Origin of the sequence: Micromonospora sp. 067-2 (genome assembly GCF_046549295.1) — a bacterium.
GTDB lineage: Bacteria > Actinomycetota > Actinomycetes > Mycobacteriales > Micromonosporaceae > Micromonospora.
On record NZ_JAJPWB010000001.1, the window covers coordinates 155,752 to 168,138 of the forward strand.

A 12,387-nucleotide genomic window follows, 5' to 3' on the forward strand; every position below is an offset into this window, starting at 1 on the left:
CCTCATGATGAGGTAACCTCAGCAATATCCCCGACGAGAGGCAACTCCCCTTGGAACCCACCCCCGCCGGCCGCGACCGCGGCCCCCGCACGGTCAGCGCCGCCGAGAAGGAGCAGGCCAGCCAGGTGTCGCTGCGCCGCATCGGCCGCCTCTTCACCGGTCACCGCGCCGCCCTGGCCGTGGTCACCGCGATCATCGTGGCCTCCTCGATCATCGCGATGGCCACCCCGTTCCTGCTCCGCGACGTGATCGACCGGGCCCTGCCGCAGAGCGACCTGACGCTGCTGGTCTGGCTGGTCGTCGGCATGGTCGCCGTGGCCGCGGTGACCTCCGTGCTCGGCGTGGTGCAGACCTGGATCTCCACCCGGGTCGGGCAGCAGATCATGCACCGGCTGCGCACCGACGTCTTCAGCCACCTCCAGCGCCAGTCGCTGGGCTTCTTCACCCGCACCCGCACCGGCGAGGTGCAGTCCAGGATCACCAACGACATCGGCGGCATGCAGTCGGTGGTCACCTCCACCGCCACGTCCGTCGCGTCCAACCTGACCACCGTGGTCGCCACCGTGGTGGCCATGGTCGCGTTGTCCTGGCAGCTCTCCCTGGTCTCGCTCGTGGTGCTGCCGCCGGCGATCTGGCTCACCCGCCGCGTCGCCCGGATGCGCCGGGAGGTCACCGCGCAGCGCCAACGCGAACTCGCCGACCTCAACGTCACCATCGACGAGGGCCTCTCGATCAGCGGCGTGCAACTGGCCAAGACCCTCGGCACCGGCCCCGCCCTCGTCGAGCGCTTCACCACCTCGTCGGCCCGCCTCGTCGACCTGGAGCTGCGCAGCGAGCTGGCCGGCCGCTGGCGGATGGCCTCGATGAGCGTCATCTTCGCCGCCGTACCGGCGGTCATCTACCTGAGCGCCGGGCTGCCCGGCACCGCCGGCACGCTCAGCATCGGCACCCTGGTCGCCTTCACCGCCCTGCAGAACGGCCTGTTCCGTCCCCTGATGGGGCTGCTCAACGTGGGTGTGTCGTTGACCGCCTCGTTGGCGCTGTTCGCCCGGATCTTCGAATACCTCGACCTGCCGGTCGACGTCGCCGACCCCGCCGACCCGGTGCACCTGGACCCCCGCCGCGTGCGCGGCGACCTGCGCCTGGAGGAGGTCACCTTCAGCTACCCGGGCAGCGACACCGCCGCCGTCGCCGGGATCACCCTCGACGTGCCCGCCGGCACCAGCCTCGCCCTCGTCGGCGAGACCGGCTCCGGCAAGAGCACCCTCGCCGGGCTGGTCAGCCGGCTGCACGACCCCAACAGCGGCCGGCTCACCGTCGACGGCGTCGACCTGCGCGACCTTCGCCTGGCCAACCTGGCCGCGATCGTCGGTGTGGTCAGCCAGGAGACCTACCTGCTGCACACCACCGTCCGGGAGAACCTGCGCTACGCCCGGCCGGACGCCACCGACTCCGACATCGAGGACGCCGCCCGCGCGGCGCAGATCCACGACCTGATCGCCGGCCTGCCCGACGGGTACGACACCATGGTCGGCTCGCGCGGGCACCGGTTCTCCGGCGGCGAGAAGCAGCGCCTCGCCATCGCCCGTACGCTGCTGCGCGACCCCCGCATCCTGGTCCTCGACGAGGCCACCAGCGCACTGGACACCGAGACCGAACGCGCCGTGCAGCGGGCATTCGACGTGCTCGCCGAGGGCCGCACCACGATCACCATCGCGCACCGGCTCTCCACCGTCCGCGACGCCGACCAGATCGCGGTGCTCGACCACGGCCGCATCGTCGAGGCCGGCACCCACGACAGCCTGCTGCACCACAACGGCCGCTACGCCACCCTGGCCGCCTGACTCTGTCGGAAAAACCCAGCAGTGCCAGGTGACGGGCTTGCCTGGTGCTGGCAGTCTCGGCGACGTGGGCACGCTTCTGACGCAGCTTCCGGCGCTCCTCGGTGTACTGGTCGGCACGCTCGGTACGATCCTCGCCACGTCGTTGGCCGACCGCGCTCGTTGGCGGCGCAGCCAGGGTGTCCGCTGGGACGAGCGGCGCCTGGACGCGTACGTCGAGTACGCGCACGCCATCAAGGAGAGTCACGCGGTGGCGTTGCGGATGACAGCCGATCACCGGCCAGGATCGCGTAGCCACCCGATCGCCCGGGAGGACGGCCTGGCCCGACTGGCCGAGACCGATGCCCGGCGCACCATCGTCTGGGAGAACCTGCTGCTGCTCGGCGACGAGCCGACGGTCGTGGCGGCCGCCGGTTGGCGGGACGCGGTCTGGCAGGTCGAGCGGCTCGCGCGCGGATTCGTCGACCCGCCGGAAGAGATCGCCGGGATGCTCACCCGGGTCAACGAGGCACGCGACGACTACTACCGCGCCGCCCGCCGCAGCCTGGGCGTCCACGGCGGATCGGTAGAGCAGTCAGCGTCGCTGCGACAGGCACTCCTCGATCGGTCGAGCGTGCGTCCCGTGCCAGCGGAGCAGCGGACGGTTTGATCGTGCGCCGTCAGGGTGAGTGTGCTGGTCCTGAGGTGTCGGCCTGCAAACATGCTCAGCGCGGCGGGGTCGAGCTGGGTTGGGGTGGGATGGGTGGCGGGTCGGTGGGGTTGCGCTGGTGGGAGTGGAGGAGGTCGTTGATCCAGCGGGCTGCTTCCCGCTGCGCGCTGAGCAGGTGGTCGCGGGCGTCCGCCAGGTCCTGATCTCCGCCGTCCACGTGGTCGTTCAGGATCGCCGTCCACCGGCTGCTCAACTCTCGGGCGTACCGCGCCCTTCGCAGCTGCTCGTCGAACTGGTACTCCAGTTTCATCAGCCGGTCGACGTGCGGCTGGTACGTCGGCATGATCCGCTCGTCGAGCCGGACGGTGGCGTCGGGTTGGCAGGTGAGGACGACGTCGCCACGCTCGTAGGTCCAGACGGGGTCGTCGGTGAGCGCCCGCTGCAACGCCCGCTCCAGGTCGGCGGCTCGGTGCGGGGGCAGGTCCCGGGCGAGGTCCGCGGCGAGCCGGGTCAGCCGTTGGATGGCATTGGGCTGGAAGTAGTCCACGTACCAGCTCAACACCTCGGAGCGCAGGCTCGCGGGCGACGACCAGGCGAACGTGGCGCGGATGTAGAACGAGTACACGTAGCCCCGGGCGGGCACCGCTATCGGTCGCGGCGCGCCGCGCTGTTCGACGAGGGGGCCGGACGGCGACGGTGCGGCGCCAGACCCTACGGGCGCCTCGTCCTGCAGCGACGCGACGAGTCGATCCCAGGACCGTGCCCACCACCGCCAGCCGCGGACACTCGCGTTCCGGGTGATGGTCAGCCCGCGGATGCCGCGGTGCCGCCACCGGTCCGCAGGTCTCGGCCTCCCGTCGGGGGCGTCCGTCATGGCACCCCTCCATCGTCACGGATCTGCGTTTCACGCTAACAACCGGTGACCGATTTGCCCGCCGCCACGCCGTCGAGGGATCGGCGACACGGCGGCCGGGGGACCGCCGTCGGGGAAGCAGATCATCCGGGGTTCACCGAGCATTGTGGAGCAGTTGGCACGGTGGGAGCTGTTGCCGGCGGTCAGCAACGGTGAGACTGGTCCCGATCTGACAATGACTCAGATCGATGGATTGAATGGTCTGGAGGCAGCCTGTGTCCACCCTCGTGTCCCCGTTGGCCACGCTCGGCGTGATCCGCCGGCGTATCACCACCCTCGTCCTGCTCCTCGCCACGGTCGGCGCCGCGCTGGTCGGACCGTCCGTGGTGACCCCACGACTGACCGACTCCGCCTCGGCGGCGGTCTACGGCTCCTGCACCGTCAGCCGCTGCGCGGACGCCCGCACCGCCCGGTCGGGGTGGTCCGCCAAGGGCTTCCCGACCAGTCGCGGCTGGTACTCCTGGAGCGGTGGCAAGTCCAACTTCGCCGGCGGCCAGTTCTACAACTACGAGGGTCAACTGCCCACCAACGCCACCTACTACGAGTACGACGTCTATCCGCGCACCCAGGGCGCCGCGCGGGACGCGTACCGGATCGTGGTGAACCGCAGCACCGGGGTCACCTGGTTCTCGCCCAACCACTACACCGACTTCTACCGGCTCTGAGGGGTGTCGGGGGGCCGGCCGACCCGGCCGGCCCCGCCGTCGCCTCCCGGCGAGATCAGGAGACACGCGATGGTCGAGCAGGACGGTGGTCGGCTGCCCGATTGGTTGACCGTGTTCCGGGACGCTCCGGAGGTGTCGGGCGCGTCGGTGTTGGCCGGCGCGGCGACCCGGACCCGACCCGCGCTCTTCGCCGCGTTGACCGACGCGCTCGCCCTGCCGGCCTACCTGGGCAGCACCTGGGACGCCCTCGCCGACGTGCTGTCCGACCGCCTGGACGCCGGCCCGCTCACCCTGCTGGTTCACGACGCCGGACAGCTGCTCGCCGACGAACCGGCCGGCCAGTACGCCCTGCTGCTCGCCGTACTCGGCGATCTCGCCGCCACCGCGCCGCACCCCCTGCGGGTCGTTCTCGCCAATGTCTCCTCCGGTGGGCCGCTGCCCGGGCCGGAGCCTCACGGAGGGTGACGTCACGGGGGCGTGCGTGTCTCGACGGGCGTGATGCCCCTGAGGCATCTAAATGACCCTGTGGCATCCCGCGTTGCCCACGTCACGCCACACAGCCCACGCGGCGCCGGCTGTGTGGGTGCTCAGTTTCCGACAGTCCGGGCCGCCTCTGCTAACGGTGACGGTGGCGGTGACGCTCGGGTGACGGGCCCTTCGCGATCCTCGTGCCGAGCCGGACAGCGTGTGCCGGCGCGAGCAGCGGGGAGGCCGGGGCGGTGGACTTCGTCGACGGGGTGCTGGTGCGGTTGGCCGATCCGGGCACCCGCGCCGCGGTCTTCGACGACGCGTCGCTGGCCCACCTCGTGGAGGCCGCGTACGACACGGAGGCGATGCCTGTCGCGCCCCCGTACGCGGCGGTGTTCGACGAGCTGACCCTCGGCTTCGCGGCCGCACCGGAGACCCTGGCCGAGGGGGAGTGGCTGGGCTCCGGCGGCACCACCCGCACCGAGCTTCGGGTACGCCTGCACGGCCTCGGCGGTCCGGCGCTGCGCATCGACGCGCTGTGGCGGGGCAGCCTGGTGGTGCGTACCAGCGTGGCGCGGGACCGGGTCGAGGACCTGGACGTGGCGGTGCCCGCCTTCGACGTCGACCCGCAGATCATCGCCGACCTGGGCGCGCTGCCGAGCGACCCGGCGCTGCTGGAGACCGAGCGCCGGACCCGGCTGGTGGCCCGGCTGCGGGCGGGGCTGCACCAGCCGGCCGCGTTCACCGACGCGCACCTGGACCGGCTGCTCGCCGGCGTGGGCGCGGCGAACGCCGGCGATCTGGTGGCACGGATGCGCGGGCAGGCCGCCGGCGCCACCGTTCAACTGCGCTACGCCGCGCCGTCGGCCGCCCCACCCACCCCGCGGCCGCTGCCCTTCGCCGCCGCCGTGCTGATCCGCGACCAGGGGTTCTCCCTGGCCGACCTGCTCGTCGAGACCCGTCTGGTGCGGGCCCGCGCCGAGGACCTGGGGCTGGACGTGCCCGCACCGGACGACGTCCGGCGGCGGCACCGGGTCGTCGCCGTCTGGGTGGTGCCCATCGAGACGTTCGACGACGACGGCTGGCCCGGCGGGGACACCGGCACCGACGCGCAACGGCGGGCCGCCCGGTTCGCACGGGCCGGCCAGTGGCTCGCCCGCAGTGGCATCGGACTGGCCGCCCTGACGACCTGAGCTCACCAGGCTCACCGACCGCAGCAGCAACTCCGTCCGGGAGGACCCGTGGCAATCACCGCAGCTTTTCCGTTCATCGAGGTCCGGATCGTGCCGCCACCGGCGCCGCTGGCCCAGCGCTCGCCGGGCGTCATCGCCGTGGTCGGCAAGGCCCCGGCCACCGCCGACGGCGGCGCGGCGCCAGCGAACACACCGGTCCGGATCGAGACCCTCGACGACGCGGTCACCAACTTCGCCCGCCGGCAGGCCGGCAACGTCGTCCGCAACGCCCTCTACAACTCCCTGGAGCTGGCCTTCCTGCAGGATCCGCGGCCCGCCAAGGTGTACGGGGTCAAGGTCGCCGGCGACGACTACGCCGCCGCGCTCAGCGGGCTGGAGGCCGCCGACGACGTGACCATGGTGTCGCTGGCCAACGAGTCAGCCGTCGGCAACCCCGCCGGGGCGAACCCGCCGACCGGGTTGCAGGCGCTCAAGGCGCACGTGGAGTCGATGTCCGCGGCCGGCCAGCGGCGGATCGGCTTCGCGATGGTCAACCCGGCGACCGAGAAGAGCCCCACCTACGTCGCCGACATCGTCACCGCGGCGAATCCACTCAAGAGCAGCACCAGCCGGATGGTGATGATCGCCGCCCGGGGAGCGGACGGCGACGCGGCCACCGCGGCGATGGCCGCCGTGGCCGGACTGCCGGTGCACCACAGCATCGTGCTCAAGAAGATCCGTGGGGTGGCCATGCCGGTGGCCAAGCAGTACAGCCCGGCCGAGATCAAGGGCCTCTCCGAGGCCAACCTCACGCCGATCATCGACCCGACGCTGATCACCGGGGAGAGCCTGCACTTCGCCGACGGGCGGCTGTTCACCTCCGATGCGAGCCTGCTGCACGTCGACCTGGTCCGCACCCTCGACCAGATCGAGTTCCTGCTCCGCGCCGGCCTGATCGGCCTGGTCGGGGACGCGCGCATCACCAAGCCGGGCATGACCCTGCTGAAGACCCAGGTGGACGGCATCCTCGGCCCCCTCAAGCGGCAGGCGGTGATCGACGACTACCGCATCGAGATCCCGGTGCTGGACATCCTCGCCATCCCCGAGGTCGCGCGTACCGCCACCGACACCTCGATCGTCACCGCCGCCCGGGCCGACCGCACCGTCGACCTGGTCGTCACCGTCACGTACGGCCCGGCCGTGAGCCGCCTGCTGGTCACGCTCGTGGCCAAGTTCTGACCCGGAGGAACCAGACCATGGAGTGGAAGACCCGCCTCGCGGTGCAGTACACCAAGGGCACCGAGACGGTGTTGATCAGCCCGATCGACTCGTTCAGCCCGTCCTTCTCGCTCAACGTCGAGCCGCTGCACTCGTGCGAGGTGACCCACATGGGTGCCATCCACGCGCCGGTGTCGATGAACTTCACGATGACCGTCAAGGCGATCGGGGACGTCGCCGGTCGGCTCACCAAGCTGGCGCTCGACGGTGAGCTGTTCGACATCGCGCTGCTGGAGCACACCGGCGACGACTGGGCTTTCTCGTCCTTCGTCCTGCAGGACTGCATGATCACCAGCGCGACGCCGACCACCGCCACCATCTCCGGCGCGCCGGCGGCGACCTTCAGCGGCTTCAGCCTGGCCGCGTCGGTCGACCCGAAGACCGGCGACCCGTCCGTGCTGCCCTGACCGGGCAGGACGACAACCCGCCGACGACGAACCGGAGGTAGCAGATGGCGACCGGAGCTGGTCGGGCCGCCCGGGTCACCCGTACCGGGCTGGCCCTGGTGCACGCGGGTGAGCTGGTGCTGCCGGCGGCCGGCAGCGAGGCCGAGGCCGAGCAGGTGGCCGAGGACGATCGCGCGGTCATCGCGTACCACTTTCCGGTGGAGATCGAGGTGGTCGCCGCCGGCGGTGCGGTCGACGCCGACGCGCTCGCCGACCTCGCGCTGGCCCGGCTCGCCGAGCACCTGGACGGGCGGGCCTGACGTGGCCATCTCGGTGCACGTGCCGGTGCGGATCCGGCTGGACGCCCGGTCGGTGACCGAGCGGCCGGAGGAGGTGACCGAGGCGCTGGCCGCGGCCCTGGCCCGCGCCCTGGAACGCTCCCGGCGCGAGGTGGTCGCGCCCCGCGGCGGCTATCTGGAGGTACGCGCCGAAGCGCCGCAGTTCCGCTGGACCGGCGCGGCCGGCGAGCGGGTGTCCCCGGAGGACCGACGGGCCTTCGAGGCCCGGCTGCGCCGGCGCGTCGACGAGGTGGTGAGCGCGGCGCGGCTCGACCCGGGGCTGCCGGTCGGGGTGGCCGCGCCGCTGAGCCGGCCGCCCGAGGAGCTGTTCGACCCGTCACGGATGCGCCACCTGCTGGCCGTCTACCGGCTGCCGTCCTACGACGACGGTGGTGACGCCACCGAGGTGCCGGTGGACGGCGGCGACGAGGCGCCCACGGTGACCTACCAGTGGCTGCTGCGCCCGGCCACCTACCTGGTGGGCCACCTCACCGAGTTGGGTCGGGAGGCGGTACGCCAGCACGGCGGCCTGCCGTCGGGCACCCCACAGGGTGTGATCGCCCGGGTGGTCGGCTCCGACGGCCGACCGGCCTGGGCGGTCATGGTGAACACCACACCGTGGTCGGTGCTCACCTTCGAGCGGTTCGGCGAGACGGTGTTCAGGGCCACCCCGCAGCCACACTTCGAGGTGGAGGAGCGGGTGCCCAGCCCGCAGCCCGGAACGGTGCAGCGGCGGCCGGTCGCCGACCGGAGCGCCCTGGTGGCCATGGTGGACGAGGAACTCAGCCCCGACATCCGGCAACGGCTGCGGATCGCCCAGCCGCGCGGTGAGACGACCACCGTGGACGAGTACCAGGCGCAGATCGAGCGGGCCGTCACGGCGGAGGTGTCCCGGCGCGTCGATGCGATCCTCGCCTCGGTGGGCGGGGCGACGCCGACCTGCCTCGTGGTGGTCAGCATCGGCGGGGTCTCCCTGCTGCTGGTGGGCACCGAGGAGACCGACGCCACCATGCACTGGACCGGCACGGCCAACCTGTTGCCGATCACCGTCGAGCAGCGCCCGGCCGCCCCGCCGGACCCGAACGCACCGGCCGGCGGAGGCGTCGGCGACGGCACGGGTTCCGGGGCCGGCAGCGGTACCGGCAGCGGGTCCGGCGCGGGCACCGGTACCGGCAGCGGACCGGGCGGCACCGGCGGCGTTGGCACCGGGCCGGGCGGTGGCGCCGGCGGCACCGGGGACGGCGCCGCCGGTGCCCGGCGGGGCGGGTTCGTCTTCGACCCCAGCACCCCGAGCGCCCCACCCGGCACCGAGGGCCGGCGCTTTCCCGTCGTCGGCGGCGACCACGCCGAGCTGCCCGCCTGCGCTCCGCTCAACGGTGAGCCCGAGTTGGACGCGCTCGGCCCGGACGGCGACGAGCTGCGCCGACTGATGGACGACATCGCGTTCCGCCTGCAGTCGGGCGAGCCGTGCCGATATCCGGCGAACTTCTGCCTCCAGGCCGCCGCCATGCTGCGGGGCCGGTCCGCGGCGATCAGCGTGCTGGTCGGGGCCGCCGAACGGGAGGCGTTCAGCCGGCCCGTCCCGGAGGGCACCGGTGGGCTCGGGCCGCTGGACTTCCGGCCGGTCGCCTCGCCCGCCGTGCAGTTCCTACGCCACCTGGCCGGTGTGGTGCCCCGCCTGGACCACCTCGCCCAATTGATCATGCGCCGTTACAGCCAGCCCGAGCACTTCGCCCGGATCCAGGGTGGCTGGATCGACTCGTCCGCCTCCTGGAACCTGCACTTCGTGCAGCGGTTCAGCGTCGCGCTCAAGGGCGCCGTCGGGCAGCTGTTCATCGTGGGCAGTCAGGCGATGCTGGTGCAACTGCTGCTCACCTCGCGGACCGGCATCGACGCACGGATCACCAACTTCAACCGGTACGCCCCGATCTTCGAGCGGCTGATCGTCTCCCAGCTCAGCGACTACGCCGAACTGCGGGGGCTGCGCGAGCGGCTGCGCCGCCACGAGGCCGCCCGGTGGACGTCTACGCAGACCGCGATGGGCGGCGACGCCCTGGCCGCGGCGAGCGTGACCAACCCGGCGACCGCCTGGTACGGAGCCGCCCGCGCCATCTCCGGCGCGTTCCTCGCCGCCGAGGCCACGTTGACCAGTCCCGGTGCGGCCGGCGAGATCGTCGAGACCGACGGCACCGCCCGGATCCGCGACTCGCACAACGTGCTCTGGACCCTCGCCGAGATCGAACAGGCGCTGGTCGTCCAACGCGGCGAGGCCGAGGGCATCGACCCGCTGGTCAAGCAGATCACCGACCTGCCCGACGTGCTGGCCCGCTTCGCCGGCAACCGGTCGGCGATCCGCGACGAGCTGTGGCGGGTGCTGCAGGAGATGCGGCGCACCAACGCCGAGATGCTCGGCCGTGCCCGCGGCGACGCGCACTTCGCGTTCCGGTCCAGCCGGATCAGCGAACACATCCCGTCGGCCACCATTCCCGGCGGACGCTTCGCCCTGCAGGGTGTCCACCTGGTCACCCACCAGCAGCTCGGCGAGTTCTTCGGCGGCAACCTCTACTACGCCACCGGCATCGACACCTTGTTCGCCACCGAGTTGGGCCGTGAGGCGCTGACCGCGTTCGGCATCACCGTCGGCATCATCGCGCTGTCCATCCTCTGCCCACCGCTGGGTTTCGTGGTCGGGGTGGCCGTCGCCGCCGTCGAGGTGGTGCACGCCCACCAGCGCGCCCGCCTCTACACCTCGATGCTCGACCCGGAGCTGGTGCTCACCCGCACCGAGGTGGAGGTCGAGCTGTTCGCCGCGTACCTCGGACTGGCGCTGTCGCTGATCCCCGAGGCCGGCACGATCGGCGGCGCGACCCTGCGCGGCGGCCGGGTCGCCCTGCGTTTCGGCGTCCGCGCCGGCCTGCGTGCCGCCCGGGGGTATGTGGTGCGCCGGGTCACCCGGCAGATTCTCGAGGCGGCGTCCCGTGACCTGCTGCAGGCGTTCCTCACCGAGATCCTGCTCAACGAGGTCCTGGAACGGGTGGTGCAGAAGCTGATGGAGCCGGTGCTCGCCTACGTGGAGCGCGAGGCGATGCTCAGTGGCGCGGTCGGCGGCCCGGAGGGCGCACGGTTCATCCTCATGGTGCTCGACTCGCAGCCCGGCGGCGCCGCCGCCCGACCGCGCGTCCCGGTGGTGCGGCCGTGACCGGGCCCCGCCGGTTCCGCGCCGGCCGCTTCCTCGACGCCGCCGCCGTGCACGCCGCCGCTGACGCCAACCCGCGCCTGCGCCGGTTCCTGCGGACGGTCGCCGCGCACAGCGAGGCCGGCGAGGTGCGCTCCCGGCGGCTGCTGGAGCACCTCATCCGCCGCATCGTCGACGACGTGGGCGACCTGCACCTGGGCAACGCGGTCGACCGGCTGGAACGCATCGGCGTGCTGCGCGACAACATCGCCGCCATCCTCGACCACGTCCTCGAGGGCGGCACCCTGCCCGAGGGGGTGCGGGTGGCGACCCTCGGCGAGTACTTCGACCAGCTCAGCACCGAGATGCGCGAGCTGAGCCGACCCCGCGAGGGCATCGTGGGCGACGCGCCGCTGCGGCTGGCCGACGACTCCGCCGCGTACGCCGAATCGCTGTTGCGGGAGTTCGACGCCGGCGGCGGTGGCGCGGCCGGCCGGCACGTCGAGCCCGCCGCCGTGGTCAACGACGCGTTCCGTGCCATGCCGGCGGAACGGCAGGCCGCGCTACGTCGTGCCGCCGAGCTGGAACCGGCCGCGCTGTGGCACGCGGTGGCCGCCGAGACCGAGGCCGGCAAACGGGCCGCCGTCGCGGACCTGGAGACCCGGCTCGGCGGCCGGCTCACCCCCGACGAGGTGGCCCGGCTGCGCACCGCCGTCGACGACCTCGGCAGGGCCCGCTCGCGCGGCCTGCAGATGAGCCAGGCCCGCCTCGCCGAGGCCCTCGCTCGGATCGCCGACCCGGACCTGCGAAGGGTGGTCGAGGGCGGTGACGTGTGGCTCACCCAGCAGCTCGCCGTGCACAACCCCGAGGCCCTGGCCACCCTGTGGCGGCGCTTCCGCGACCGGGGCGGCCGCGCCGACGACGGCCCGGGCTTCCGCGCCTACCTGCGCCACGACATGGTCACCTACGGTCGGGGCGTGCTCGGCGAGTACGCCGCGGCGTTCTCGCTGAGCAGCATCGAGCTGTTCCTCAAGGGACCGGACGCCAACGTCAAGGTCGCCGGCACGGACCTGGTCGGCATCGGCCACGACGGCTGGGTGTGGCTGATCGACGACAAGTCACACCGGTCGACCAGCGTCGGAGGGGTCAGCGCGCTCACCGACAACCTGGTCACCAACCTGCGCCGCGACGCCGCCGACTTCCGCGACGCCATCGCCCGGCTGCAACGCGACGACCCCGGCTTCACCCCCGACCCACGGATCCTGGACGCCATCTCCCGGATGGAGGACGCCGCCGCCGAGATCGAGCGGATCAACCGGCGCGGTTCGGCATCCACCCGACCGGCGCGGATCAGCGCCGCGCTGGAGGCCCGCCGCCTGCGGCTGCGGGTCACCAGCGCCGCCGGCGAGGTCCGCGAGATCACCCAGGCGCTGCGCGACCTCGGCCTGGCCGTCGAACCCACCGGTACGCCGGTGCCACTGCCACCCACCGGAGGGCGCTGA

At 72.7% G+C, this 12,387-nt stretch carries 11 protein-coding genes; 10 read left to right on the plus strand and 1 reads right to left on the minus strand.

Going from position 1 to position 12,387, the window contains the following annotated elements:
* The first annotated feature begins 50 nt into the window (after positions 1-50).
* Both ACLJN9_RS00700 and ACLJN9_RS00705 read left to right on the plus strand, forming a co-directional pair.
* Positions 51-1,844 carry an ABC transporter ATP-binding protein gene (locus tag ACLJN9_RS00700; RefSeq protein WP_410808982.1) on the plus strand — a complete coding sequence of 598 codons (1,794 nt, stop codon included), beginning with the start codon at positions 51-53 and terminating at the stop codon, positions 1,842-1,844.
* 64 nt (positions 1,845-1,908) lie between these two features.
* Positions 1,909-2,490 carry a hypothetical protein gene (locus ACLJN9_RS00705; protein WP_410808983.1) on the plus strand — a complete coding sequence of 194 codons (582 nt, stop codon included), beginning with the start codon at positions 1,909-1,911 and terminating at the stop codon, positions 2,488-2,490.
* A gap of 55 nt (positions 2,491-2,545) precedes the next feature.
* Here ACLJN9_RS00705 and ACLJN9_RS00710 read toward each other — a convergent pair whose 3' ends face one another.
* Positions 2,546-3,364, minus strand: a complete 819-nt coding sequence (locus tag ACLJN9_RS00710; RefSeq protein ID WP_410808984.1) for a hypothetical protein — start codon at positions 3,362-3,364, stop codon at positions 2,546-2,548.
* Positions 3,365-3,618: 254 nt separating this feature from the next.
* Between ACLJN9_RS00710 and ACLJN9_RS00715 the strand changes: the two genes are divergently transcribed.
* The 8 genes from ACLJN9_RS00715 to ACLJN9_RS00750 all read left to right on the plus strand — a co-directional run bounded on the left by ACLJN9_RS00715 (position 3,619) and on the right by ACLJN9_RS00750 (position 12,387).
* Positions 3,619-4,068: a ribonuclease domain-containing protein gene (locus ACLJN9_RS00715; RefSeq protein WP_410808985.1), complete on the plus strand. Its 450-nt coding sequence runs from the start codon at positions 3,619-3,621 to the stop codon at positions 4,066-4,068.
* Positions 4,069-4,137: 69 nt separating this feature from the next.
* Positions 4,138-4,533 (plus strand): barstar family protein, encoded by a 396-nt coding sequence (locus tag ACLJN9_RS00720; protein WP_410808986.1) that lies wholly within the window; start codon positions 4,138-4,140, stop codon positions 4,531-4,533.
* A 254-nt stretch (positions 4,534-4,787) separates the two neighbouring features.
* On the plus strand, positions 4,788-5,729 hold the full coding sequence (locus tag ACLJN9_RS00725) for a hypothetical protein (protein ID WP_410808987.1): 942 nt from the start codon (positions 4,788-4,790) through the stop codon (positions 5,727-5,729).
* Positions 5,730-5,777: 48 nt separating this feature from the next.
* Positions 5,778-6,947, plus strand: coding sequence for a hypothetical protein (locus ACLJN9_RS00730; RefSeq protein ID WP_410808988.1), 1,170 nt, complete (start codon positions 5,778-5,780; stop codon positions 6,945-6,947).
* A 17-nt stretch (positions 6,948-6,964) separates the two neighbouring features.
* Positions 6,965-7,393, plus strand: coding sequence for a hypothetical protein (locus tag ACLJN9_RS00735; protein ID WP_410808989.1), 429 nt, complete (start codon positions 6,965-6,967; stop codon positions 7,391-7,393).
* Positions 7,394-7,437: 44 nt separating this feature from the next.
* Positions 7,438-7,692: a hypothetical protein gene (locus ACLJN9_RS00740; RefSeq protein ID WP_410808990.1), complete on the plus strand. Its 255-nt coding sequence runs from the start codon at positions 7,438-7,440 to the stop codon at positions 7,690-7,692.
* 1 nt (position 7,693) lies between these two features.
* Positions 7,694-10,909 (plus strand): hypothetical protein, encoded by a 3,216-nt coding sequence (locus tag ACLJN9_RS00745; RefSeq protein WP_410808991.1) that lies wholly within the window; start codon positions 7,694-7,696, stop codon positions 10,907-10,909.
* Entirely contained in the window at positions 10,906-12,387 is a 1,482-nt protein-coding gene (locus tag ACLJN9_RS00750) for a hypothetical protein (RefSeq protein ID WP_410808992.1), read from the plus strand. The genes ACLJN9_RS00745 and ACLJN9_RS00750 overlap by 4 nt, the downstream gene beginning before the upstream one ends.